The 25,356-nt window shown below is 70.5% G+C and carries 22 protein-coding genes; 16 read left to right on the top strand and 6 right to left on the bottom strand.

What is annotated here, in order from left to right; translation table 11 throughout:
• The first annotated feature begins 39 nt into the window (after window positions 1-39).
• From KRR26_RS08640 to KRR26_RS08620, 5 genes are read left to right on the top strand one after another with little or no spacing between them, the layout of a single operon-like run.
• On the top strand, window positions 40-1,575 hold the full coding sequence (locus KRR26_RS08640; RefSeq protein ID WP_217079585.1) for an AAA family ATPase: 1,536 nt from the start codon (window positions 40-42) through the stop codon (window positions 1,573-1,575).
• Window positions 1,572-2,399, top strand: a complete 828-nt coding sequence (locus KRR26_RS08635) for a hypothetical protein (protein ID WP_199723820.1) — start codon at window positions 1,572-1,574, stop codon at window positions 2,397-2,399. The genes KRR26_RS08640 and KRR26_RS08635 overlap by 4 nt, the downstream gene beginning before the upstream one ends.
• A complete protein-coding gene (locus tag KRR26_RS08630) occupies window positions 2,396-4,057 on the top strand; it encodes a M48 family metalloprotease (RefSeq protein ID WP_120207351.1) in 1,662 nt (553 codons plus the stop codon). Before KRR26_RS08635 ends, KRR26_RS08630 begins: the two co-directional genes overlap by 4 nt.
• Entirely contained in the window at window positions 4,057-4,620 is a 564-nt protein-coding gene (locus tag KRR26_RS08625; protein ID WP_217079584.1) for a hypothetical protein, read from the top strand. Before KRR26_RS08630 ends, KRR26_RS08625 begins: the two co-directional genes overlap by 1 nt.
• Before the next feature lie 12 nt (window positions 4,621-4,632).
• Window positions 4,633-5,958 (top strand): phenylacetate--CoA ligase family protein, encoded by a 1,326-nt coding sequence (locus tag KRR26_RS08620; RefSeq protein ID WP_217079583.1) that lies wholly within the window; start codon window positions 4,633-4,635, stop codon window positions 5,956-5,958.
• On the opposite strand, the gene KRR26_RS08615 is transcribed toward KRR26_RS08620, so the two are convergent.
• Window positions 5,946-7,175 carry a hypothetical protein gene (locus KRR26_RS08615; RefSeq protein WP_147422993.1) on the bottom strand — a complete coding sequence of 410 codons (1,230 nt, stop codon included), beginning with the start codon at window positions 7,173-7,175 and terminating at the stop codon, window positions 5,946-5,948. The two genes, KRR26_RS08620 and KRR26_RS08615, sit on opposite strands and share 13 nt — an antisense overlap.
• 164 nt (window positions 7,176-7,339) lie before the next feature.
• Here KRR26_RS08615 and KRR26_RS37600 point away from each other — a divergent pair, with 164 nt between their 5' ends.
• Both KRR26_RS37600 and KRR26_RS08605 read left to right on the top strand, forming a co-directional pair.
• Window positions 7,340-7,648: an aldo/keto reductase gene (locus tag KRR26_RS37600; RefSeq protein WP_217079582.1), complete on the top strand. Its 309-nt coding sequence runs from the start codon at window positions 7,340-7,342 to the stop codon at window positions 7,646-7,648.
• 436 nt (window positions 7,649-8,084) lie between these two features.
• Window positions 8,085-10,130, top strand: coding sequence for a sensor histidine kinase (locus KRR26_RS08605; RefSeq protein ID WP_233577157.1), 2,046 nt, complete (start codon window positions 8,085-8,087; stop codon window positions 10,128-10,130).
• Between the two features lie 4 nt (window positions 10,131-10,134).
• On the opposite strand, the gene KRR26_RS08600 is transcribed toward KRR26_RS08605, so the two are convergent.
• Entirely contained in the window at window positions 10,135-11,994 is a 1,860-nt protein-coding gene (locus KRR26_RS08600; protein WP_236068428.1) for a bifunctional metallophosphatase/5'-nucleotidase, read from the bottom strand.
• Window positions 11,995-12,258: 264 nt separating this feature from the next.
• Window positions 12,259-13,065, bottom strand: coding sequence for a radical SAM protein (locus KRR26_RS08595; protein ID WP_217079581.1), 807 nt, complete (start codon window positions 13,063-13,065; stop codon window positions 12,259-12,261).
• A 53-nt stretch (window positions 13,066-13,118) separates the two neighbouring features.
• Here KRR26_RS08595 and KRR26_RS08590 point away from each other — a divergent pair, with 53 nt between their 5' ends.
• The 5 genes from KRR26_RS08590 (at window position 13,119) to KRR26_RS08570 (ending at window position 18,348) form a co-directional block, all read left to right on the top strand.
• Window positions 13,119-14,390 (top strand): asparagine synthase C-terminal domain-containing protein, encoded by a 1,272-nt coding sequence (locus tag KRR26_RS08590; protein ID WP_328707088.1) that lies wholly within the window; start codon window positions 13,119-13,121, stop codon window positions 14,388-14,390.
• A complete protein-coding gene (locus KRR26_RS08585; RefSeq protein WP_217079580.1) occupies window positions 14,375-15,568 on the top strand; it encodes a glycosyltransferase in 1,194 nt (397 codons plus the stop codon). Before KRR26_RS08590 ends, KRR26_RS08585 begins: the two co-directional genes overlap by 16 nt.
• Complete coding sequence (locus KRR26_RS08580) at window positions 15,565-16,422, top strand: ROK family protein (RefSeq protein WP_328707087.1); 858 nt, start codon at window positions 15,565-15,567, stop codon at window positions 16,420-16,422. Before KRR26_RS08585 ends, KRR26_RS08580 begins: the two co-directional genes overlap by 4 nt.
• A gap of 114 nt (window positions 16,423-16,536) precedes the next feature.
• On the top strand, window positions 16,537-17,421 hold the full coding sequence (locus KRR26_RS08575) for a S1C family serine protease (RefSeq protein WP_217079579.1): 885 nt from the start codon (window positions 16,537-16,539) through the stop codon (window positions 17,419-17,421).
• 12 nt (window positions 17,422-17,433) lie between these two features.
• Window positions 17,434-18,348: a S1C family serine protease gene (locus KRR26_RS08570; RefSeq protein ID WP_120207333.1), complete on the top strand. Its 915-nt coding sequence runs from the start codon at window positions 17,434-17,436 to the stop codon at window positions 18,346-18,348.
• Window positions 18,349-18,391: 43 nt separating this feature from the next.
• Here the strand turns inward: KRR26_RS08570 and KRR26_RS08565 are convergent, their stop codons facing one another.
• A complete protein-coding gene (locus KRR26_RS08565; RefSeq protein ID WP_120207331.1) occupies window positions 18,392-18,682 on the bottom strand; it encodes a ubiquitin carboxyl-terminal hydrolase 14 in 291 nt (96 codons plus the stop codon).
• Window positions 18,683-18,871: 189 nt separating this feature from the next.
• On the opposite strand from KRR26_RS08565, the gene KRR26_RS08560 reads away from it, so the two are divergent.
• The 4 genes from KRR26_RS08560 (at window position 18,872) to KRR26_RS08545 (ending at window position 22,323) form a co-directional block, all read left to right on the top strand.
• Window positions 18,872-20,362, top strand: coding sequence for an MFS transporter (locus KRR26_RS08560; protein WP_217079578.1), 1,491 nt, complete (start codon window positions 18,872-18,874; stop codon window positions 20,360-20,362).
• Between the two features lie 82 nt (window positions 20,363-20,444).
• Window positions 20,445-21,293, top strand: a complete 849-nt coding sequence (locus KRR26_RS08555) for a carboxypeptidase-like regulatory domain-containing protein (protein WP_217079577.1) — start codon at window positions 20,445-20,447, stop codon at window positions 21,291-21,293.
• 98 nt (window positions 21,294-21,391) lie between these two features.
• Window positions 21,392-22,114: a YcnI family copper-binding membrane protein gene (locus KRR26_RS08550; protein WP_120207326.1), complete on the top strand. Its 723-nt coding sequence runs from the start codon at window positions 21,392-21,394 to the stop codon at window positions 22,112-22,114.
• Between the two features lie 17 nt (window positions 22,115-22,131).
• A complete protein-coding gene (locus KRR26_RS08545; protein ID WP_217079576.1) occupies window positions 22,132-22,323 on the top strand; it encodes a hypothetical protein in 192 nt (63 codons plus the stop codon).
• 11 nt (window positions 22,324-22,334) lie between these two features.
• On the opposite strand, the gene KRR26_RS08540 is transcribed toward KRR26_RS08545, so the two are convergent.
• On the bottom strand, window positions 22,335-22,922 hold the full coding sequence (locus KRR26_RS08540; protein ID WP_120207322.1) for a thioredoxin family protein: 588 nt from the start codon (window positions 22,920-22,922) through the stop codon (window positions 22,335-22,337).
• Between the two features lie 48 nt (window positions 22,923-22,970).
• Complete coding sequence (locus tag KRR26_RS08535; protein ID WP_217079575.1) at window positions 22,971-25,271, bottom strand: protein-disulfide reductase DsbD family protein; 2,301 nt, start codon at window positions 25,269-25,271, stop codon at window positions 22,971-22,973.
• Window positions 25,272-25,356: the final 85 nt, after the last annotated feature.

The raw sequence follows: 25,356 nt of genomic DNA, 5'->3' as shown, positions 1-25,356 counted from the left end.
CCCCCCGGGCACGTGCGCGGGTGTTAGGCTCGGCCGCGCATGGCCAATCAGGATTGGGTGTCGCGCCTGCTGACCGGGCGTGCGTCGGCGGACAAAGGACTCAACGTCCACCTCTCCGAGCGCGACGGCGGCGGCCTCCACGACAAGATGCGGCAGGCGTACTGGTGGATCACCAACAACGCCGTCATCTGCCCCTACTACGACATCGAGTTCGGGGGCCGCGCCGCGCTGAAGAACGCCGCGGGTGACGAGGTCCACCTGCCCGAGGACATGAGCTACAGCTCGTTCGTCCTCATCCCGCTGCTCACGCTCTTCACCTGCCGCCGCGCGATGCTCGTGGGCGGCCCGGGGCGCGGCAAGACGACCTCCGCCATCCTCATGGCGCTGCTGTCCGGCATGAGCCGCGACGAGGTGCACCGCGGCATCCAGCGCGGCCATCCGCAGCTGTCCATCGCGGACCTGCTCGGCGCGCCCCTGCCCTCGGACATGCTCAAGGCCGAGGACATGGCGCAGGTGAAGGTGAGCTGGCGCAAGTGGATTGGCCAGCGCGTGAAAATCATCGACGAGTACAACCGCATCCCCACCAAGACGCAGTCCGCCCTGCTGTCCCTCATGGCCGAGGGCTACGCGGAGATGATGGACCAGTACGTCTACGCGGGGCGCTCGTCCTGGTTCCTCACCGCCAACGACGACCAGGGCGGCGGCACGTTCCAGGTCATCGAGGCGCTCAAGGACCGCATCGACGTCGTCGTGCGCGCAGTGCCCTTCAACTCGCACTTCATCGACACGCTGCTCCAGCGCATCGAGGCGGACCGCTCTCCCGAGGAGATGCTGCCGCGCGAGATTGTCTTCACGCCCGGCGAGCTGGAGAAAATCCACGCCTCCATCCTCGCGGTGGAGGTGCCCCCGGACGTGCTCGAGCGCGTGGCCTTCTTCCTCGGGCAGCTCGACTTCTGTCGCATGGCCTCGCCGCGCTTCGAGTTCAAGCACAAGGACACGCTGAAGCTGGCCGGCCAGACGGTGTCCGCCGTGTGCAACGAGCAGTGCCCGCTCGACAAGAAGGTGCACCTGTGCACGCAGACCGAGAACGGCGTGAGCGTGCGCGCGTACCAGACCATCCTCCACTTCGCGAAGGCGCTCGCGTTCTTCCGGGGCCACGCCACCGTGGAGCTGGAGGACTTCCGGCAGATTGCCCCCTGGGTGCTGCATGAGAAGCTGGTGCCCAACGCGCGCAGCCCGTTCTTCGAGGTGAAGGGCCACCGGCCGCTGCTCCAGGACCGCGTGGCGTGGATCCGTCAGATGTTCGACATGGCGGGGACGCAGTACGACGCGCACCTGCCGCTGCGCCGCAAGGTGGATGCGCTGCGCAAGGAGCTGGACAAGGGCCTGGCGGGCGTGGACCTGCGCACCACGGAGAGGCGCCTGGCCGCGGTGACGGCGCTGATGAACGACCTGCTGTCGCGCCACGAGCTGTCGGGGCCCCTCTACGAGGACCTCATCCACCTCAAGTCCATGTACAGCCGCTATCGCAACTACGCGACGTGGTTGAAGGAGAGCCCGGGCGGCACGCCATGAGCGACTTCGTACGCGAGCTGGAGGAGAACGCGCGGGCCCGCTTCGTGCGGTGGCATCCCGCGCTGTGGAGCGAGCTGCTCCAGGGGCCCGCCCAGGCGCTGGGCCAATCCCTGGACGCGGCGGGCGTCAGCGAGGACGAGGCCGGCCAGTTGATGCGGAGCTACCTCCAGCTCGGCGCCGAGGGCATCGGGCTGGGCTACCTGTACCCCGCGACCTCGGGGCGACTGAACGTCTTCACGCTGGCGTGGTCCACCCTGGTGCCGCGCTTGCTGGCCGCGGTGCCGTCGGCGCGGCGCGCGGACACGCTCGCGCAGCTGTGGAACCTGGGCGAGAACCTGGAGGCCGCGCCGCCCTGGGTGCAGCGCGTGTTCTGCCGCGTGTGCCGGGACCTGCCGTCGCTCGATGACATCGAGGCGCGCTTGCGCCGCGTGGCCGCGTCCGTCCTGGAGGCCCCGAGCACGCCGCTGCACGCGTCCGCGCAGGCGCAGTGGGTGGACCTGTCTCGCGAGGACACGCGCTTCCTCCCCGGCGCGGTGCACTTCCTGGCCCCCACCGTGGTCTGCGTTCATGACCGTCACCGCCTGGCCGCGGCGGGGCGAGACGCCGCGACCCAAGGCGTGTGGCTGACGGAGACGCCGCTCCCGCTGGGCGCCATGGGGTGCAAGGAAGCGCCGCCCCCCACCTGCGAGCCGACCGCCGCCCTGGTGAGCCTGGAGCAACGCGACGCCCGCGCCGGAGAGTGGTTCACCACGGGAGCCAATGACTGGCGCGCGGTGGCGACGATGCAAACGTCGCAGTGGCTGGCGGTGCTCGTGCCGGCATGAGGGGGAGCGCCTTCACGCCCGAGGAGGTCGAGCACTGCTGGCGCGAGGCGCTGGCGCTCTGGGACATGCGCGTCCAGCTCAGCCCGCCCGCGCCCCACCTGCCCTTCCACCCCGAAGAGCGGGGCCTGAGCGAACCGCTCGCGTACATCGACCTGGTGAAGCGTCAGGTGTTCGTGAACTTCGAGCTGCTGGTGGACCTGGGCGCGCGCGACAGCCTGACCGCGGTGCTGGCGCATGAGATTGGCCATCACGTGCGCTTCCCGCACACGCTGGGCTGGGACGCGGAGCTGCGCGTGCTGGAGCAGCGGTTGCTCCCCGGCCTGAAGCAATCCCTCACCAACCTGTACTTCGACCTCCAGGTGAACGAGTACGTGGGCCGCACGCACGCCCCCGCGCTCTGCGCCGTGTATCAGGGCTTCCTGCGCCGCCCCGGCTCCGCTCCGCCGTCCCCGCTGTTCTGCTTCTACCTCGCGCTCTACGAGGAGCTGTGGGGGCTGCCTCCGGGGCACCTGGTGCCTGCCGAGCGGTTGGCGCCGTTGGAGGAGGCGTATCCCGGCACGCGCGCGGAGGCCCGCGTGTTCGCGCAGACGTTCTATTCGCTGTCGGAGCCACGCGAGCAATTCCTCTACTTCTGCGCCACCTTCATCCGTTACCTCGACTCGCTGGACAACGCCGGGCCCACGCTTCCTCTCGGCGGGGACATCCCCTTGCCGGACGAGGCGGACCTGGACGCCGCGGTGCAATCGGGCGGCAGGTGGGATGACGCGCTGGCCAAGGCGAAGGAGCGCGGCTGGCTGACCGAGTCGCAGGCCACCCGCGAAGAGGATCCACTCACCACCATCTCGCGCGCCACGAACCACCTGCCCGGCAAGGGACAGGGCGAGGTGAGACGCGCGCTGGTGGGCCGCTACTACCGCCGGCTCGTGGACGCGCACGTGCTGCGACTGCCCACCGCGCCAACGAACCCCGAGCCGAGCCTGCGCACCACGCCCGCCGAATGGGAGCACGGCGACGACCCGAGCAGCATCGACTGGACGCTGACGGTGCTCTCGCGGGGGCCGCTCGCGGCGGTGTCGCCCTTGCGGCGCGACCTGGAGGTGGACGTTCCGCCCGCCTCGGAGCCCGGCATTCCAGCCTTGGAGCTGTACCTGGACACCAGCGGCTCCATGCCCAATCCGCAGACGCAGCTCAACGCGATGACGTTGGCCGCGCAGGTGCTGTCCGCGTCCGCGCTGCGCAAGCAGGGCCGCGTGCGGGCCGTGGTGTATTCGGATGGACCGCCCTTGGAGTCCGGCTGGATGTACAGCGAGGACACCGCCCGCGAGTTCCTCCTCCAGTTCATCGGTGGGGGCACGCAGTTCCCCATCGAGCGCCTGACGGAGTCCGCGCAACAGACGCCCGATGTGCTGCGCGTCCTCATCTCGGACAGCGACTTCCTGTCGAACATGTCGGCCCCCGGCGCGCTGAAACAGCTGGTGGAGGCGACTCGGCGTTCGCGTCTGCTCGTGGTCTTCCTCGCGCTGCCGGACGCGCAGGCCGCGCGCAGGGTGTTCGCGCCGGCGCTGGCGGACCGGCGCTTTCGCCTGGTGACGGTGGCGTGGATGTCCGACTTCGGACCCATGGCCGCGGCGCTCTCTCGGGCGCTGCTGGAGACTTGATGGCCTTCTCGATTCCTCGACTTCGTGAGCAGCTCGCCGCGGCGCCGCTCGCCTCGCCCTATCCGCACGAGCTGGCGGTGGCCGTCATCTGCGACGTGTTCCGCGCCGCGAACCAGCGGCCCCCCCGGCGAGAAGCCTTCGTCCAGTTCGAGCGGCACCGCGGCCACGCTCTCTGGCGTGAGCAGGTGAGCATGCTGGCCCACGTGCTGGCCTCCACGTCGCTGCGCGAGGAGACGGTGAAGGCGCTCGACACGACTCGCACACCCATGGCGCGCCTGGAGCAGTTCTTCCAGGAGATTGAACCGCTCACCGCGGAGATGGTGCGCGCGAACGCCTTCCGCCAGGAGGAGTTCCTCCGCGTGTGGATCCGCGCGATGGGGGGCGCGCTCGAGAACGAGACTCCAGCGGCCTCGAAGCAGCGCCTGGAGCAACTCGATTACCGCAAGGCCATGGCGGACTTCCGCGCGGCGGAGGCCGCCCGAAAGAAAGAAGCCGACCGCCGCGAGCAACTCCTCCAGGAAGCCGCGCGGCGTGAGGCCGAGGCGCGCGGCTGGCGAGAGTAAGGCCAGGCGCGCATGTCTCCTGTCTCCGTCCTCGCGCCGGACCTGGGCGTCGCGCCTCGGGCGAGGATCCGCCGAGACACCGCGACACAGCGCCCGCACATCCCCTGGGCGGAGGCCGTCGCGCGGGAGTTGTCCGCGCTCGCCTCACTCGCGGACGAGGCCCAGGCCCGCGCGCGCGTGGAGGCCCGACTCGACGGACTTCGGCTCGCCCTGCACGCCTCGCCCTTCCATGCGCGGCGGCTGCGCGACGCGGGGATGCATCCCGGCGACCTGCGTGGCCTGGACGACCTGCGGCACTTCCCCGTCCTGGAGCGCGCGACGCTCGCGGCGCACTGGGACGCCATCCCCACCCTGCCCACCGCGTCGTCGGAGTGCGTGGTGGTGCGCAGCTCGGGGACCACGGGCGCTCCCGTGAACGTCGTGCGCGACCGCCGCGACTGCCTGCTGATGTGGGCCGTGCTGCGCTTCTTGCTCGCGCGCGCCGGGGCCCGTCTGCCTCGGCGGCCCCGCGTGGTGTTGCTGGACGCGCTGCCCGGCGGACTGGAGTACTCGGTGCGCCTGCCCATCCTGGAGGATGGCGCCCTGCACCGCGTCTCCGTGCTGCGCGCCGACGCGGCCGAGCGGCTGCACCGCGTGCGTCCGGCCGTGGTGTTCTCGGACCCCGAGGGGCTGCGCTGGTGGACCGCGCGGCCGGAGCTGCCTCGGCCCGCGCTCATGCTGACGTCCGCGCAGCACCTGCCCACCGCGCTGCGCGACACCCTCACGCGCGACCTCGGCGTGCCCGTGCTCAACTACTACGCCACCACCGAGACCGGGCCGCTCGCGTGGGAGTGTCTGCGCACGCCCGGGCACTTCCATGTCTTCGCTCCCGATGTCTGGCTGGAGCCGGACTCGGACGACGTGGTGGTGACGCGCCTGCGCCCCAGCGTGCTGCCCCTGTTGCGCTATCGGCCGGGAGACCGCGGCACGGTGCGACGGGATGCGTGCGCGTGCGGCTTCCGCGGCTGGACGCTGACGGGCTTCGGCGGACGGGGCGCGTGTCGCTTCCTCGCGCCCACGGGCCGCGCGGTGGATGCGTGGGCCGTGGCGTGGGTGTTCAAGCACCACGCGCTGCGCGCCTTCCGACTCACGCAGGACGCGCCCGAGGGGTTCCTGCTGGAGCTGGCCGGGGCCTCGGAGCCGGAGGCCCACGCCTTGACGGAGCGGCTCGTCGCGGCGCTGCGAAACCTGGGCTGGGCCTCACCACGCGTGGCCGTGCGCCACGAGGACGCCGCGGCGTGGAGCGCACCCGCCAAGCCTCAGCCGTTCCGGTGCCTCGTGACACCTCAGGGGCACTGACGCGAGTACTGGAGCAGGATGTCTCGGTTCCCTTCCCGGTCGATGAGCACCACCTTCACCCAGACGATGTGCGCGCGCCCCTGGCTGTCCACCGAGAGCAGCCGCTCACTCGCCAGGTTCACCGAGTAGGGCTTCATCCGAGACGTCACCGGCAGCTCGCGCCACGCCCCCTTCGCGTTGGTCATGTACAGCACGAAGGTGCCCTGGCTGTCCGCGCCCACCAGGTGCGCCATGCCGAGCTGATCCACCGCGAGCGTCGTCTGCGCGTCCGCGCCCGTGCGAATGCGCGACAGCGACCAGGCGCCATCCCGTCGCACGCCATACCAGAGGTCGCCGTCCGAGAACGTCACGTGGGGCACGCCCATGACATCCAGGTCCAGGGACTGCCCATAGCCGTACGCGCGGACCTCCTCATCCACCCACGCGCCCGAGGCATTGGTCAGGTAGTGCAGCCGCGAGTCCTCCAGCGTGCTGTACACCACGTGGCTGTTGCCCAGACCGTCCACCCGCAGCACCGCGCCTTCCATGTCGGTGGCGACGCCCAGGTCCGTGGCGGTCCACACCCCGAGCCGGTCGTTCGCGTAGTACAGCTCACCGCCCTGCGCATCGCTGACGTAGAGGACGTGCGTGACCCCTCGCGAATCCAGGTCGAACGCCATCGCGGTGCCCGTCCCCACCAGGCTGCGCCGCCACCGCCCGCCGGCATTGCTGCCCGCGTACACCAGCGACGGCGCGCTCAGTTCCGAGTCCTCCGCGCGGGCGTCATAGAGCAGATGCAACGCATGGGAGGCATCCACCTTCAGCCCCGCCAGGTGCGGCGTGCCGCGAAACCCCGGCTCCTCCAGCCACGGGTCCGATGACACGTTGCCGGTCTTGATGCCGCCCGGGCGAGAGTACGCGTAGAGCCCCTCGTCCCCCGCCCCCAGCGTGAAGCCCGCGGAGATGGTGCCTCGCGCCAGCTCCATGCTCTGCCAGCCGCCGATGCACGCGCCCCACGCAGGCAGGGCCTGCGGCCGGCGCTCCAGGCCTGGCGGAACCGGCTCCGCCCACCCTCCATCCAGCACGTCGCCCACCGGGTTGTGACTGGAGCCGCCGCCGTTGGGCGGGAACTTCGCCATCGGGACGTCCAGCGGCTTCACGACGATGGGGTCGCACGCCACCACCCCCGCGGCGGCGGCCAACAACGCGAGGCACAGGCGGGGAACCGACAGTCCCACGGGGTAGCTCCCAGACATGCGGCGCGGGCCGCGCACCGGCCCGTGTCGGGACAATACGGAAGAATCCTCCCGAGCAGGAGATGTCCCCCCGGGAGGGCCCGTTTCCGGCCCGCCTCTGGGGCTCCCGCAGAACGCGCCGTGAAGAACCCGAGGACTCGGAGCACATGGAGACGCGCAGGCTGGGGGCTCAAGGGCCCGTCGTCTCAATGTTGGGATTGGGCGGCATGGGGGTGTCCGACTTCTCTTCCAGCCACGACGACACGGAGTCGGAGGCCACGCTGCTGCGCGCGCTGGAGCGGGGCATCCCCTTCTTCGACACCGCGGACATCTACGGCCCCGGTCGCGACGAGGAACTGGTGGGCCGCGTGCTGAGCCCGCACCGCGCTCCGGTCCTCGGTCCGGCCTCGTGCTCGACCCGAACGCCCCGCGCACGCGCGGCGTCAACGGCCGGCCCGAGGACCTCGAGCGCCTGACACTGAAGAAGCGCTGCACGCCCACGCAGCTCGCGTTCGCCTGGGTGTTGACGCGGGGCGAGCGTTCCCCGGAGGCGCGGCTGGGGCTGGTGCGGACCCAGGGGTCAGGCGGGCCGCGCACGCGCTGGGGGCAGACCCCGGTCCAACACCCGACATCGCCACCCACCTCCGGGCACACCGGTGTCGGCCCCTCGGAGACCGCGGCGTGTCCGATTCCTCGCGCCGCCGCTCAAGTGAACGCCTCAACAAGGGGGTCCCTGCCGCCCAGACACGTCCGTCGCTACGATGGGACCGGGGGGAGGCCATCACCTTGTCCATGCCCGCACAGTCCGAGCCCACAGCTCGAGCGTCTGGCGTTGTCGCACATGAGAATGTCGCGTCGCCCAGGGTCCCCGAGGCTCGGGGACAGTCACGCACGGGACTCGCGGTGGTCCAGGTGAAGACGTCCGCGGTCGGACAGTACAGCGTGGCGCTGTTGGCCTTCGGCATCGCGCTGTTCCTGGAGCGCGTCCTGGGCGTCTTCATGGCCACCCACCCCTTCCTGTTCTTCTACGGCGCCGTCGCCATCGCGGGCTGGTGGGGAGGCTGGGGCCCGGCGCTCATGAACACGGCGCTGTCGCTCATCTCCTTCAGCGCCTTCTTCCCCCTGGGGCACCAGGGGGACTGGGTGCGTCCTTCGGACGTCGTGTCGCTCGGCATCTTCGCGATGCTGTCGCTGCTCGTGACGAAGCTGAACGTGAGCCTGCGGCAGACCAACGCCGAGCGCGCGCTGCTGCTGGAGCGGGAGCGCGCGGCCCGCAGCGAGGCCGAGAACGAGCGCGCCCGCCTCCACGCGCTCTTCATGCAGGCCCCCGCGCACATCGCGCTCTTCCGAGGCCCCCAGCACATCTACGAGCTGTCCAATCCGCCGAACAACGAGCTGCTGGGCCACCGTCAGCTCGTGGGGCGCACCGTCCGGCAGGCCGTGCCCACCGCCGAGGCCGAGGTCATCGCCTCGCTGCTCGACCGCGTCTACACCTCGGGCGAGCCGTTCGTCGGGAGGGAGATGCCCATTCGCGTCCCGCGCTCCGACGGCGGCGAGCACGAGGTCTATTTCAATCTGGTGTACCAGCCCACGCGCAACTCGCAGGGGCAGGTGGATGGAATCGCGGGCTTCGGCTTCGACGTGACGGACCTGGCGCAGGCCCGCCAGCGCGCGGAGGCGCTGACCGCCGAGCTTCGCCACGGAGAAGAGCGGCTGCGCATGCTGGCCGAGGCGGGCGCCACCCTGGCCTCCTCGCTCGACTACGAGGCCACGCTGAAGAACATGGCGAGGCTCGCGGTGCCTCGGCTGGCGGACTGGTGCTTCGTGGACGTGGCGATGGCGGACGGCACCTTCAAGCGGGTGGAGGTGGCGCACGCCGCGCCCGAGGACGCGCCCCTCGCGGAACGCGCGAGAGGGTTCACCGCCGTGCTGGCCGGCAATCCCTTGCATCCCCCCACCCAGGCCCTGCTGCGTGGCGAAGCGCTCATCATCGAGGACTTCACGGATGCGCGCCTGGAGGCGAGCGGCCACAGCGTGGAGCACGTGAGCATCATGCGCGCCATCCGACCTCGCTCGTTCGTGATCGTCCCCTTGGTGGTGCGAGAGCGGACCATGGGCGTGCTCACGTGCTTCACGACCCACTCGGGCCGGCACTACACGAACATCGACCTGTCATTCTTCCGCGAGCTGGCGAGCCGGGCCTCGCTCTCCATGGAGAACGCGCGCCTGTATCGCGAAGCCCAGGAAGCCATCCACCTCCGCGATGAGTTCCTCTCCATCGCGAGCCACGAACTCAAGACCCCGCTCACGCCGTTGAGCCTCAAGCTGCAATCCCTCTCACGCGAGCTGAGCCGTACCGCCGGGATGCTGCCGCGCCCGCTGGTGGAGAGCTACGTGGAGGTGGGCTCGCGACAGGTGAAGAAGCTCTCAGAACTGGTGAACACGCTGCTGGATGTCTCGCGCATCGCCTCGGGGCGGCTGCGGCTGGACGCGGTGGAGGTGGACCTGGCCGCGCTCGTGCGGGAGCTGGTGGGACGGCACGAGGCGCAGGCCGTGCGCATGGGCTCACCGCTCCAACTGGAGGGTGCGGACGTGCCCATCATCGGGTGGTGGGACCGGCTCCGGCTGGAGCAGGTGGTGATGAACCTGGTGGACAACGCCATCAAGTACGGCCAGGGGCGTCCCATCCACCTGCGGCTCGCCGAGGGGCCCGAGCGCGCCCGGCTCACGGTGCGCGACGAGGGCATCGGCATCGCGCCCGAGCACCTGCCGCGCATCTTCGGCCGCTTCGAGCGCGCGGTGTCCGACCGCCACTACGGCGGCCTGGGGTTGGGGCTCTACATCACCCGGACGCTCGTGGAGGCCATGAGCGGCACGGTGCGAGTGGAGAGCCTCCTGGGACGAGGCTCCACGTTCACCGTGGAGCTGCCCCGCGCGCATCACGCACGCGACTCGTGAGCGCTCACGGCGCCGCGCCACACTTCGCCGGCCCCAAAGTGGGAGCGAAGTACGCGCCGTAGAGGTCCGGAGTGAGCGAGAAGTTGCACGTGTTCGTGTCGCGCGGAGAGAGGTTGGAGTGCGCGGTCAGATAGCTCGCGATGTAGTCGCGAACGCCATCGGCGGAGGTCCAGAGCACATGGCCCTCGCGGAACATGTCGTAGCCGCCGCCTCCGCCCGCGCGGTAGTTGTTGATGGCGATGTGGAAGACCTGGTCGTCGGTCACGTCCTTGCCGAGGAAGCGCAGGTGGGTGAGGCGAGCGCCCGCGGGCCGCGTGAGGTCGTAGCCGTACTCGATGCCTGAGTAGAGGTCCCAGTTGAAGTCCGGCACGCTGGGCGCGGTGGCCTTCGCGTCCTCGGGCTTCGCGGGCAGGTGGTTGCCATCGAGCGTGGCGAAGTAGCGCGCATTCACCTCCAACGCACGGCGCAGGATGGAGCCGTTGATCTCCATCACATACAGCGTGTTGTCGTAGATGTAGATGCTGTATGCGTCGCGCAGGGTGAGGTCTCCGGCCGGCAGCGCGCCCTCGTTGGAGAAGAGGGCCGCCAGGGACAGGTCCACGTCAAAACCCGCCTGATGCGCGGCCTCCTCCTGCACGAGGTTGATGAGGTCCGCGAGGGGACTGTCGACGTATCGCCCAGCGAAGCCCCCGGGGAACGCCTCGGTGGTGTGGCCCACCTTGCGATTCACATACGCGAGGGTGGTGTCGTGCGCGGCCTGGGAGAGCCGCGCCACCTCCGCGTCCTCCGAGACCGCCGCATCCACCGCGAGGAGCCGCGAGTCATGGCCGTTGACGATCCAGTGGGCATCATTCCAGGTGAGTTGGAGCTGGACCTCCGCGAGGTGGCTGCCCCAGCGGTTGGGCTGGGTGAGGAGGACCTCGCGCCCATCCTTGTTGTGGAGCAGCATCTTCGGGATGGGCTGATGGGTGTGCCCGGTGAGGAGCACGTCCACGTCGGGCACGCCCTGGGCAATCTGTACGGCCTCGTTCTCGCCCGGGAGGTTGCCGCGGTCAGCCCACTTCGTGGGGTCCGCATAGTCCGCGAGCCACGAGTCCGCGTTGCTGGCGTTCCCGGTGGGCTGCTTGTCCGGTCCACTGTGAATGGCCACCACGATGACGTCAGCGCCCGCCCTCTTCAGCCGAGGCACGTAGGTCTTCGCGGTTGCCAGCGGAGCATCGAACCGCAGGTCCGGGATGTTCTCCGAGCGCTCCCACGTGGTGACACCTGGGGTAACGAGTCCCAGGATGCCCACGGTGACGCCACACACATTCCGGAGGACATAGGGCGTGAAGGCCTCGGAGCCGTCGAGCGCGTGGCGCACGTTGGCGCCAAGGATGGGGAAGTGAACCTCGCCCTTGAATTTCCCGAGGACGTCGAGCCCGTAGTTGAACTCGTGATTGCCGAGCGCCATGGCGGCGTAGCCCAGCTCGTTCATGGCGGTGGCCATGGGGTGCTGGGGCTTGTTGTCGACGAGGGCGTAATACGTGCCGAGCGGCGTGCCCTGGAGGGTGTCACCGGTATCGATGAGCAGGGTGCAGTCGGGGTTCCTGGCGCGCTCTTGCTTGATGAGCGAGGCGACCTTGGCCAGGCCACGTTTCGCGTCGGCGTTCCCGGTGAAGTAGTCCCACGCGAAGATGTTGGAGTGCAGGTCGCTGGTCTGGAGGACGGTGAGCGTCCGCGGCGAGAAGTCAGCCGCCTGGGGAACGACGGTGACGGGCGGGGGTCCTCCCGAGTCGTCGCATCCGGTCAGGAGGGGACAGACACCGACGAGACAAGAAATCGTGGCACGCAGTGAACGCGCCAGACGGGGGGAACGCATCATGAGACCTCCGAGGATGGTGACTCGGAACCCTACGTGTCCGTCGGGCAGTGTCTCGCCAACACTCCGCGACGCAAGGGTCCCGGCTCCGTCACATCCCCGAGTGTTCGATGTCTGGCTTCACCCCCACGTCCGAGCGTGTGCTTTCAATCGACAGCGGCTCAGACACTGCCTGAGTCATCTCGCGACTCGTGGCGTCCCCGGGCGCAGCACCTGTCCGAGCCGCCACACCTCGCCACAGGCGAAGCGGCCGGCCCGCCGCATCGCCTACCCCTCGCGCCTGTCCTGCTCGGCGCCCCGAGGGAGTTGAGCGTGGGGCGCCCAGGGACCACTGGACCCCAGACATCGCCGACAGGTCTCCAACGGTGTCTCTCGCTCCAGATAGCCGAGCATCCGCGCGAGCAACTCTGGACCGTCCAGGGATACGCCATCCACCTCCGACAACGCAGGCAACTCCGGATGCTCGCGCCGCACCACGGTCTCGACATGCGGAGGCCGCGTGCACAGGTAGAAGCGACCTTGGTGCACCAGGTGGCACCGCGTCTTGAGCCAGCAACGCGCGAAGACCTCTCGCGTCTGTGCCTCCGAGGCCCAGGGTGAATCGGGGGTGAGCTGCTGGAACGCGTCGATGCGCTTCACCGTGAGATAGATGCCGTGCTGCTCGCACCGCTCCGTGATGCGCGCAATGGAGCGCTCCGGCAACGGCCGCGACGAATAGACAGACAACGTCATCCGGTCGAGCCGCTCGTAGACCGCATCCGGCGCGCTCTGCGCGAGGAACCCGTTCGTGGTGACGGAGAACTGCTCGCTGATGCCCGAGGCCCGCGCCACATCAAGCAACGCCGGCAGGTCCGGATGCAGAAAGGGCTCGCCTCCCGTGAACTTGAACACCTGCGGCTTGAGGACACGGGCCAGGGTCCGCAGCTCATCCCCGAGCCGCTCGGGCGACACGGTCCAGGCAGGCAAGTGGGGAGACAAGGGGCAGCACTGCACGCAGCGCAGGTTGCAGTGCGTGGCGGCGTGCGCCTCCAGCGCCCAGGTGAGGATGCGACCGTCGTGGAGGTCGTAATGCACGGCCGCATCCTGCCAGGGTTGCCCTGAACCTCGCGCGCCTGCACCATCGCCCCGTGCCGCATCCTCTCGGAGAAACGCGCGGGCCCCTCGCCCGACTGCCCTCGTGGCGAGCCACCGAAAGGGCCGAGCCCGGGCTCGCCCCCGCGTCCGTCGCGGCCCTCCTGCGTCACGCGCTCCCTCCCACCACGAGCCTGTTCCGAGGCTCCCAATGCCTCCCAGTCCCTCCTCCCGACATCGCGCGAAGCGAGGACACGCCACGTGACGAGGACGCGCTGGCCGATGCCCTGCTCGCGCACGCCGAGCAAGCCGTCCGAGCCCAGCTCGACACAGGCACGCGCGACGTGAGCCTCAGCGGCGGGGTCGACAGCGCGGCGCTCTGCGCCATGGCCGCGAGCCACGCTCCGGGACGAATCCGCGCGTGGACCATGGACGTCCACTTCGCGGATGCAGCCGAGCGCGCCAACGCCCGACTCATGGCCCGCGTGGCCGGAGTCGAACAGGTGGACGTGCCCATCCCCGATGGCTGTCTGCCCGACCTGTTCGAGCCCGCGGTGCTCGCCAACCGACGCGTCATCCTCAATGCCCGCGCCATCGCCAGCTTCGCCTTCTACGCGGAGGCCAAGCGACGCGGTGTCGGTCCGGCCCTGCTCAGCGGCGCGGGCGCGGACGAAGTGATGCTTGGCAATCCGAGGGCCCGCGCCAACACCCGCGCCCAGGTGGAAGAGGACCGGAGGCTCGCGTCCCAGGTGCTCCGCCCCAGCGCGCATGGCCCCGTCTCGGACGCCGCGACCATGCCGTGGGACCTCGCGCCGTGGGAGTCGCGGCTCTCCGACGAAGTCCGCCACGCGGCCTGGATTCTACAAGAGCGGGTCTTGCCGCCCGAGCTGTGCGGCGCCCGCGCCCACGGCCTCACCGTCCACACGCCGTACCTGGAGGAGACGTTCTCCCGCTTCGTGCTCGCGCTCCCGACCTCGGCGCTGATGCGAGGTGACCTGGGCAAGTGGCTCTTCCGTCACGCGGTGCGCACGCGCGTCCCCGACGAGGTCCGGCTCGCGCGCAAGACGCCGCGTTATGCCCACACGGCTCTCTCCAGCCCCATGCGCCACCGCTGGCTGGAGCTGTACCGCGCATGGCTCTCGCCTCATCGGCTGGAACCACTCCAGGTCATCGACCCGGTCGCGGTGCTCGCGCTCTTGGATGACCATGCGCGGCTCGCTCCGGAGGACGCCCGCGCGGCGGCGGTGGATCGCCTGTTGATGCGACTGGTGTCACTCGCCATGCTCCAAGCTCACCCCGAGGCATGTCTCGCATGTCCCGAATCCTGATCGCCACCTCGCCCGAGAAGGGCCACCTCAACCCGATGGTCGGCGTGGCGCAGTGGCTGCGCCGCATGGGCCACACCGTCGGCTGGCTCTGCCTGCCCGAGCCCGCGCCACAGCTCGAACACCTCGGCGTCGAGCTGCTCCACCTCCCCACCGCGCGCCCCGCCGCTCCCGCCATCGAGACCGGCGGCGAGGCCCTGGCGAGGCTCGTCCAAGACGAAGCCGCCTTGGGTGCGTGGATCCGCGGGCTGCTCCTGGACGCGGTGCCCGCGCTCATCCCTTCCGTGCGCGAGGTGGTGCGCGCCTTCCGCCCCGACGTGATGGCGCTGGATGGAATGCAGTACGCGGCCGTGCTCGCCGCGCACGCGGAGGGCATCCCTTGGGCGGGAGTGTCCTCGGCGCTGACGCTGCTGGAGCCGGAGCTGGACCTGGCGCTCTTGCGCAACGTGAGAGCACTGGCGGCAGACCGTCAGGCCTTGTTCGCCCGCTACGGCTTCGACGCGCGCTTCCGCACCTGTGAGTGTCTGTCACCGCGCCTCAACACCGTCTTCGCGACCGAGCACCTCGTCGGCGCCGACGCGCGTGTGCCGCCCGCCACGCACCTCGTGGGCCCCTCGATTCCGCCCGAGGGCCGAGGCGACGAAGTGGACTTCCCGTGGCACCGCCTGGGCGACAAGCCCGTGGTGTATGCCTCGTTCGGCAGCCAGATTTCATGGCAGCCCGAGCTGTTCCGCCTCATCGCGGAGGCCGCCGCGCCGTTGGGCGTCACCCTGGTCCTCACCGCGGGAGAGCTCGCCGGCACGGACTTCCCCGACACCCTGCCCGGTGACGTCGTGGCCGTTCCGTATGTGCCGCAACGCCAGCTCCTGCGGCGCACGTCCGTGTTCATCTCGCATGGCGGCGCCAACTCCGTGATGGAGGCGATGACCGCGGGCGTTCCGCTCCTCTTGCTGCCCGTCTGTAATGATCAGCCGGTGCAGGCGCACTTCCTCGAGAAGGCAGGGGCCGGGCGAGCGCTCTCCCCCTCGCGAATGACCGTGCAGGAGTGCCGCGCGGCGCTCAGCCAGCTCATGGCGCCGGAGTCCGCCATCCGGAGCAAGGTGTCCGCCATCTCCGCGGCCTACAACGCACGCGACGGGGCCCGAGAAGCCGCCGAGCGCATCGCGGGTCTGGTCGCGTGACCGACGCTCGACCCTGGCTCGCGCGCCGGCATCACCCTCCGGGCGTCACGCCGCTGGAGGTGTGGAACCTGCCCGTGCTGGGACAGGAGTTCTGGGAGCTGGCGGGAGCGGTCCGAGTGGACGCGACCCGTCGCGCGGGAGTCCCCGAGCCCCTGCTCACCACGAGGCTCGTGGCCACGGTGCAGGCCGCGCTGGAGCTCCTCGTGCGCCAGCACGCACCGGACGCCGTCTATCTCAGCGGCGGGCTCGCCTGCCTGGAGGGCTTCAACGCCGAACTCGCGCGTGTCACCACCGCACTGCCCTGCGCCGTGCACGTCGCGGAGGCCCCCCGCTTCGCGCCCGTGCACGCGGGGCTCGCCGTGCTGCAATCCCTCTCGGCACGCGCCCCCCTCTCCGTGGACGTTGGACAGACCAGCATCAAGTGCGCGAGCCCCCATGTCTCGTGGCTCGTCGAGCGCAGCCCCGTGACCTTGCCGTGGCTGTTCATCGGCATGCCCCGCCCGAAGGATGGGCACCACCTCGCCGCGGCCGTGAGATTCATCGCGGGCACGATGCACACGTTCATCGAGACGAACGCCGAGGCACCGGACGCCTTGTGCCTCGCCCTGCCCTGTCCACTGGATGAGGCGCTGCGCCCCGGAGGTTGCACCTACGGCTGGGAAGGACACGCCTCCCTCATCACAGACATCGTCACCCAGGCGGGTCTGCCCATGAGCGGCGGTACGGTGTGGGTGCTCAACGATGCCGAGCTGGCCGCGGAGTCCGCGCGACGCGACGCGCGCGTGAAGGGCCGCAAGGTGTTGTGCCTCACGCTCGGCTTTGGGCCTGGCGGGGCCCTGCTCGAACGAACGTGACGCCCCCTTCGGATGGGGAGGGACCTGTCCGAACGGACAGGTCCACGCCCTAGCCTGTCCGCCGATGTGGCGATTCCTCGCGGCCTTTACCTTCTGCCTCGAAAGGAATCTCCCATGTCCGCCGACTCCCTCGTCTCCCTCTCTCAATCCATTGCATCCGTCGTCGAGCGCATCGCGCCGAGCATCGTCCGCGTGGAGGCCCGTCGCCGCCGTGGCGCCACGGGCCTCGTCTTCGGTCACGACGGGCACATCCTCACCACCAGCCATGCCGTCGAGCATGAAGGCCACATCCAGCTCGGCCTCGCCGACGGGAGGACGGTCTCCGCCGAGCTGGTGGGCCGCGACCCCAGCACCGACCTCGCGCTCCTGAAGACCGAGACCTCGGGTCTCACGCCGCTCACGCCCACCCTGCTCGACGACGTGAAGGTGGGTCACCTCGTCCTCGCCGTGGGACGTCCGGGTCGCACCGCGCGCGCCACGCTCGGCATCGTCAGCGCGTTCGGAGAAGGTTGGCGCACGCACGCCGGAGGCCGCGTGGACCACTACCTGGAAACCGACGCGGACCTCCCGCCTGGCTTTTCGGGCGGCGCGCTCGTGGATGCCCAGGGGCGCTTCCTCGGGCTGCTCACGGCGGCGTTCTCCCGCTCGGCCGCGGTGGTGATTCCGGGCAGCACGCTCACCCGCGTGGCGAATGGCCTCGTGGAGCACGGAGGCATTCGCCGGGGCTACCTCGGCGTGGGAGCCCATCCCGTGCGACTGCCTGAGTCCCAGGGAGAGACCGGGCTCATCCTCCTGTCTGTCGACCCCAACGGCCCCGCGCACCGCGCCGGGCTGCTCCTGGGCGACGTGCTGGTGAGCCTGGGCGGCCAATCACTGCACGGCGTGGAGGACCTGCTCGGCTACCTGGGCGACGAGAAGGTGGGCACCACCGTGACGGCGAAGGTGCTGCGCGCGGGCGAGGCACGCGACGTGTCCATCACCATTGGCAAGAGAGCGTAAGGGAGCGCCGCGATGAAGTTCCTGCAACAACTCTCCGAGGACCTCGAGAACCTCGTGGCGCGGGCCTCGCCCGCAGTGGTGGGCGTGGAGCACGCGCGCGGCCACGGCACGGGCCTCTTCCTCACGCCGGATGGCTACGTCCTCACCAACCGCCACGTGGTGATGCGCAGCCCTCGCAAGCTCCGAGTCCAGCTCTCCACGGGCGAGGAGCGCGGCGCATCACTCGTGGGCGTGGACCTCCCCACCGACCTCGCGGTGGTGCGCGCGGAGGGCGATGCCTTCCCCACGTTGCCCCTGGCGGATCCAGAGAAGGTCCGCGTGGGTCAGCTCGTGGTGGCCATCGGCAATCCCTTCCGCCTGGAGCAATCCGTGTCGCTGGGCATGGTGAGCGCCATCAACCGCTCCATCACGTTGCCCAACGACGTCATCTTGGAGGGCATGCTCCAGACCGATGCGGCCATCAACCCGGGCAACTCAGGCGGCCCGCTGCTCAACACGCAGGGGCAGGTGGTGGGCCTCAACACGCTGGTGCTGCCAGACGCACAGGGCATCGGCTTCGCGGTGAGCGCGGCCACCGCTGCCTGGGTGGCCAGCCTGCTGATTCAGCGGGGCAAGGTGGAGCGGAAGTTCCTGGGCATCGCCGCCACGGCGGTCGCCTTGGAGGCCGGGCTGGCCAGGGACATTGGCCAACCGCGCGCGGTGCGCGTGCTTCAGGTCAAGCCCGGCGCGCCCGCGGATGATGCGGGCCTCGTCGCCGAGGACCTGCTCCTGAGCATCAACGGTCGGCCCGTGCAGAGCGTGGACGACCTCCAGCGTTTGATGGCGCTGTCCACGGCGGACGTCGTCCAGCTCGACGTGCTCCGCAAGGGACGCCGCAAGACGACGACGGTGCGGGCCCATCCGCGCCTGGAGTCCGCCGCCGCGTGACGAGGGGACCGCGGCTCCGGCGCTCGACCGGAGCCGCGCGTCCTCACACGCGCGCTTCGTCCGCCGAGGGTCGCTCGTCCACGAAGACCTCGTCCTTGAAGCACCACAGCCAGTCCTCGCCCGGCTCGAAGGACTGGACCACGGGGTGCTGGGTCGCGCGCCAGTGCTTCGTCGCGTGCTTGTTCTTGGACGAGTCGCAGCACCCCACGTGCCCGCACGACAAACAGCGCCGCAGGTGCACCCAGGTGTCGCCCATCTTCAGGCACTCCTCGCAGCCCTCGGTCCGCGGCTCCGGGTCGCCTGCTTGCAGGATGTGCTCACACATCTCGGCCATGGCCCACCTCCCTCGCGCCACCAACTTCCGCGCGCGACTACCGTGCACACGGCCCGAGGACACCCCATCCCCTCGGCGGGCGGGCTGGGGCTTCGCCGTTCCCTCGCCCCAGGCGAAGTGTCCCGAGCGCCCGTCGGGTCGGCAACGCGATGGCTGGCACATGGTGCGCGCGCGTCCCACGCTGAGCGCATGGCCCGGTCATCCACCGAACACCGCACCGTCGCGTATGCGAGCAGCCGAGGCCGCGGCGTCCTGCTCGCGAGCATCGTCGGCAGCGGCATGGCCTTCCTCGACTCGACAGCCGTCAACGTGGCCCTGCCCGCGTTGGGGCGCGACCTGGGCGCGGGGATGGCGGGCCTCCAGTGGGCCGTGGATGCCTACCTCCTGACGCTCGGCTCGCTCGTCCTCACGGGTGGCGCGCTGGGCGACGCATGGGGCCAACGCAAGGTCTTCCTCCTCGGCCTCATCGCCTTCACGGCCATGTCCGTGGTGTGCGGACTGGCGCCCACCGCCTCGGTGCTCGCGATAGCCCGAGCCGCACAAGGCATCGGCGCGGCGATGCTCGTCCCCACCAGCCTCGCCCTCTTGCGCACCGCCTTCCCCGCGGTGGACCGGCAGCGCGCGGTCTCCGCCTGGGCTGGCTTGTCCGGCGTCAGCACCGCGGTGGGTCCGCTGCTGGGTGGCTGGCTGGTGGACACGGCCTCCTGGCGCTTCGTGTTCTTCCTCAACCTGCCCGTGTCACTTCTCGCGCTCTGGGCCGCGATGCGCTTCGTGCCGGACATCGCGCCCGAGCGCGACGCGCGCACCCTGGACCTGAGAGGCGCGGTCACCGTGGCGTTCGGCCTGGGCGGCGTCATCTACGCGCTCATCGAGGGCCCGGCGCATGGGTGGACCTCCCTGTCCGTGAGCGCGGCGGTGGGCGGAGTCCTCTTGCTCGGCCTCTTCTTCTACCTGGAGGCGCACGAGCCACATCCCATGCTGCCGCTGTCGCTGTTCCACTCCCGCACGTTCTCGGGCGCCAACCTGACGACGCTCGCGGTGTACTTCGCGCTGGGCGGCGCGTTGTTCCTCGTGGTCATCGCGTTGCAACAGCAAGCAGGTTACTCCGCCCTGGCGGCGGGGGCGTCCATGCTTCCGCTCACGCTCCTCATGATGCTGTTGTCACCGCCCGTGGGTCGGCTCGCGGAGCGCATCGGCGCGCGTCCGCTCATGGTGGCGGGGCCGCTGCTGGCCGGCGCGGGGCTCGCGCTGCTCACGCGCATCCACCGAGGGGGGGATTACGTGACGACCGTGCTCCCGGGCGTCGTGGTGCTGGGCATCGGGCTGGCGCTCACGGTGGGCCCGCTGACGGCGGTGGTCCTCGGCAGCGTGGACGACAAGCATGCGGGCGTGGCCTCCGGGGTGAACAACGCGGTGGCGCGCATCGCGGGCCTGCTCGCGGTGGCACTGCTGCCCATGTTGGGCGGCATCACCGGCCAGACCCCCGAGAACTTCCTGGGCGGCATGCGGCGCGCGCTGTGGATCTCCGCGGCCCTGTGCGCGCTGGGGGCCCTGTGCGCGCAGCTCATGCTGCCGAAGTCGACCGGGAAGGTGGAGCGCCCTCGCCCCAAGGAGGACCGCGCTCCCGTGCGTCCGCCCCTGGGTCGCACGCCCGCGCCCTCGGGCGGTGGACGCTCCTGACACGCACATCCCTCGTATCGAGTCCCCCGCGACAACATGCCACGCAGGCCATGGTCCCAAGCCTCGGTAGCCTCGCGCCGGCATGCCCACACCCTGGAAGTCATCCCTCTCGTCCTCGCCATGGAAGCGCCTGCTGCCCCTGGGCCTCTTGCTGCCCTGGGTTGCTTGCGGTGACTCGGAGCCCACCGCGCCGGACCCCGGCCCCAACGCGTTGCCTTGTGACGTGAAGGACGTGCTCGCGCGGCGCTGCGCGCAGTGCCACGCCTCACCGCCGACCTCGGGTGCCCCCGCCCCGCTCCTGTCGCGCGCGGATCTCCAGAAGGGCTCGTCGCTGTATCCCGGCACCACCTGGGGCGAGCGCAGCGTCGCGCGGATGAAGGACTCGGGCGCCCCCATGCCGCCCACCTCCGAGCCCTCCCTCACCCACGAGGAGCGCGACCTCATCGAACACTGGGTCCAGGCGGGCATGCCCGCGGGGAGTTGCGGCGCGCTGCCCTCGGGACAGGTCGCCACGTCCTGCGGCAGCGGCAGCTTCTGGACGGACTCGGCCCAAACCAGCGCCACCATGGCCCCGGGGCTCGCGTGCCGGGATTGCCACCTGCGCCTCGCGCCCGACCGCGCCTACTTCTTCATGGGGACGGTGTTCCCCTCCTTCCACGAGAAGGACGCCTGCAACGCGCCCCCGCCCGCCGATGCCCGCGTGGAGATCCTCGACAGCGCGGGGCGCGTCCAGCTCACGCTCACGCCCAACGCGGCGGGCAACTTCCTCTCCGCGGGACTCCAGCCCGCCTTCGCCCTGCCCTACCGCGCGCGCGTCACGGCCCAGGGCCGTGTGCGTGAGATGAACACCCTGCAACGCAGTGGCGATTGCAACACGTGTCACACCGAGCAGGGGAACCACGACGCGCCGGGGCGAATCGTCTGGCCATGACCCGGGGAGCGCGCTGCGACAAATGACCGCATCCAGGGAACCCGGGACGCTTTGCTAAGCCGGCCTCTGTCGGTTCTCTCGCCAGGAGGCATGGACGCATGAAGTTCCCGGTCGGCACGCTGTTCGCTCTCGCAGGTTCCCTCCTCGCCACGTCCGCGCAGGCGCACGTGTCCGTCACGGGCCCGGGCCCCGCCGTCGCGGGTGCGAGCTTCGACGCGGACTTCACGCTCAGCCACGGATGCAGCGGCGCGGACACCTTCCGCGTGCGCATCGCCATCCCCGAGGGCGTCACCTCGGTGCGCCCGATGGACTCGGTGTTCGGCAAGGCCGTAGTGGAGAAGGACGCCGCCACCGGCAACGTGACGGCCGTGACGTGGACCAAGGCGAGCGCGGACGTGCTCGCGGCCGACACGCAGCTCTATCGCTTCACGCTGCGCGCGAAGATGCCGGGCAAGCCCTTCACCACGCTGTACTTCCCCACCACGCAGACGTGCCGCGCGGCGGATGGAACGGAGTCGACGGTGGAGTGGGTGGGCACCTCGGGAGGCCACGACCACGAGGGCGGCGACGCGGGCACGACTCCCGCCGCCGAGCCCGCCCCATCCCTGTTCCTGGTGCCCTCGCGCCTGCCGGGCTGGAACAAGTACACCGTCACGGAGCACGTCCACGACCTCACGGTCTTCAAGGACGCGCTCATCGTCTGGTCGGGCACCGCGGCCTACAGCTTCAACCCCGTCACCCAGGCGCAGATTGAACAGGAGCCCGGCGTCCAGCCGCTGGCGGAGATTCATCCCGGCACGGACATCTGGGTGAAGTACTGAGGCGGGAGACAGCCACGATGCGAACCTGGCATGTCGTCGTCATCGCCGCCGGACTGCTGTGCGCCTGCGCGGAGAAGCACCCCACGCCGCCCGCGACGGCGGATGCAGGCACCGAGTCTCCCTCGGGACTGGAGCGCCCCGCGACCCGGCTCGAACGTCCTCCCTCGGGCCCGGGACTGCCGGCGGACTTGAAGCCGCCGGCGCCCTGAGGCCGCGAGCGCTAGCCCTTGTACTTCACCGAGCAGCCGTAGGGCTGGGACGTGGCGGTGGGCACCTGCTTGCCGGTCAGCAGCGCGTCCACCGCGCCCTTCACATAGTTGGTCTTCGTCTCGTTCTTGCCGCGCGGGTCGTCGTCGATGGCGCCCGCGTAGCGGACCACGCCCTTCTCATCGATGACGTACATGTGCGGCGTCGTCTTCGCGCCGTACGACTTGCCCACGGTGCCGGCCGTGTCCAGCAGCACCGGGTAGCTCAGCGCCTCCTTCTTCTTCCACTCCGACGCGGTCTGCGCCGAGTGCGTGGAGGAGGAGTCCACCGCGAGCCACACGACCTTCTTCGCGTCGAAGCCCTTCACGGTGTCCTGCATCGTCTTGGCCTCGTAGTGCCGCTGCACGAAGGGGCACTCCGGGTTGGTCCACTCGAGGACGACGACCTTGCCCTTGTACTCGGCCAGCGAGTGCTCCTTGCCGGACTCGTCCTTCAGCGTGAAGGCGGGAGCGGGCTTGCCCACCTCGGCGGTGTCGGCGGCGAACACGGGGGCGCCCACGAAGGCCGTGGTGAGCGCGAGAGCGGTGAAGACCTGCTTCATGACGTTCTCTCCTTCAGCGAGGGAAGACGACGACAGCGTGAGACTTCATCAGCGGCGCGGAGAATCCGCGGCGCACAGCGCTCCAGAACCCTTGCGGTCGGGCCCGCATTCCGCCGCGCGACGCACCGCCTCGATGACGGAGTCCGTGGTGAGCAACTCCGAGAGCACCTCGGGCTTGTCCGGTGAGGAGGGGCTGAGCACCAGGTACATGGGCACGCCCGCGCGACCGTGGTCCGCCAGCTTCGCGGTGATGCGCGCGTCCCGGCGCGTCCAGTCCGCCACGAAGAAGGCCACGCCGTACTTCGTGAACGCGGCGCGCACCTCCTCGCGCGACAGCACGGTGCGCTCATTGAACTTGCACGTGAGGCACCAGTCCGCGGTGAAGTCGATGAACACCGGCTGCCCCGCCTCCAGCGCCGCCGCCACCGCCGCCTCGTCCCACGGCTGAGCGGAGTGCGCCACCGCCGCGCCCGCCGCGCCGCGCGAGGCCTGCGCCTCATCGAAGCGCAGGGCCAGCGCGCCACAGGCCACCAGCAGCAGCGCCGCGATGCCCACCGTGCCCAGCTTGCGCGCGCCCTCCATCAACTGCGCCTGGCCATACAGCCACGTCCCCAACCCGACCACGACCAGGAAGGCCAAGAGGCGCGCCATGCCATCCACACCCGCCAGCCCGCCCATGACCCACACCAGCCACACGGTGGTGCCGAGCAGCGCGAACCCGAGCAACTGCTTGGCGCGCTCCATCCACGCGCCCGGCTTGGGCAGGCGCTTGACCAGCCCCGGCACCATCACCAGCACGCAGAAGGGCAGCGCCAGACCCAGGCCCAGCGCGAGGAACACGGCCAGCACCGTCGCCGGGCCCGCCGCGAAGGCGAAGCCCACCGCGGTCCCCAACAGCGGCGCCGAGCACGGCGTCGCCAGCACCACGGCCAGCACACCCTCGCCCGCGCTGCGCAAGAGGCCGTGGCTCTGGTCCACCTTGCCGGCCAGCGCCGTCCCATCGGTGCCCAGCGTGAAGAGTCCGAAGAGGTTGAGCGCGAACACCACCAGCACCGCGCTCACGCCCGCCACGAAGAGCGGCTCCTGGAACTGGAAGCCCCAGCCCACGCTGTGTCCGCCCGCGCGCACCGCGAGCACCGCGCCCGCCAGCAGCATCATCGTGCCGACAATGCCGCCCGCGTACGCCGCCGCATGCGGGGCCACGCGCCCCTTCTCCTCCTGCACCATGCGCGTGAAGCCGTAGGCCTTGAGCGCCAGCACCGGAAACACGCACGGCATCAGGTTGAGCAACGCCCCCCCGAGGAACGCGAACAGCAGCGCCAGCCCGAGCCCGAACGGCGCGGCCTCCGCGGCGGGAGCCACCGCCACGGGCTTCACCTTGTTCATCGCGTCCTGCACCGAGGGCATCTTCAACGGCGCGGGCGGAGTCGGCGCGACCGCGGCAGCCGCGAAGGGCGCCAGCGGCAGGTTCACCTCCACCGCGCGGTAGCCCTGGCTCGCCGTGCCCAACCGCAGCACCCCCGTGAGCCGAGGCTCAGCCTTGGGCGCGACGGAAGAGGTCTTCCCCTCCAGCGTGAAGCGCCCCGCGCCCAGCGACTTCAACGCCACGGTGTCCACGCCGTCGATGCGCTCGGGGACGAAGAAGTCTCCCTCCACCGGGGGAAGCGCCTGCGCCGAGCCCACCGTGAGCGTGCCGGTGAAGGGCTGATCCGCGGTCAGCGTCTTCGCATCCAGCGCCACCGACAGCTTGAGGCCCGCGGCGCCCTCGGCCTGAGGAACGCGCGCCTGCGCCGCATCGAAGAGCGGAGTGAACTCCGGGTCGGGCTCCGTGCGAGGGCCCACGGGGAGGGCGCGCGTGAGCATCAGCTGCGCGGGGATGCAGTGCACCTTGCACACGAGCGCATCCACCGCGGCCGACAACGTCAACGCACCGGTGGCCTGCTTCGACGCGTGCGCGGGCGCGAACAGCAACACCTCGTCGTGGTAGCCGTACGTGGTGATGAAGCCATCCGACGTCCGGAAGGTGGACGGGAAGGGCCAACGCACCGCCTCCACCGTGACGCCCGGCGTGTCCCACGCCACGTCCGTGGCCAGCCCCGAGTCGCCCGGATTCTTCCAGTAGATGTGCCAGTCAGGATCCAAGCGGAAGCGCACGCCCACTCGGAAGTCTCCGCCCGCCTGGACCTGGGTGGAGTCCACCACCAGCGCGGCCTCCACACGTGGATCGCCCTCGTCAGGAGCACCACTGGCCACGGCGGAAGGAGGCAGCGCGGCATTCGCTCCCGTTGCCAGGAGCAACGCACCCAGACCACCACTCCACCCAAGCCTCTTGAACCACGGACGCGACATGCGCCTCCCGTTAACCCACTGACGACAGACCCGCCACACTGGCGGGCCCTCCACCGGGGGACCGGTCAACCCTCCGGGCGGGCAT

It is taken from the genome of Citreicoccus inhibens (assembly GCF_019039035.1).
GTDB lineage: Bacteria > Myxococcota > Myxococcia > Myxococcales > Myxococcaceae > Citreicoccus > Citreicoccus inhibens.
The sequence above is the reverse complement of the archived record's forward strand: the minus strand, read 5'-3'. Positions and strand labels throughout refer to the sequence as shown.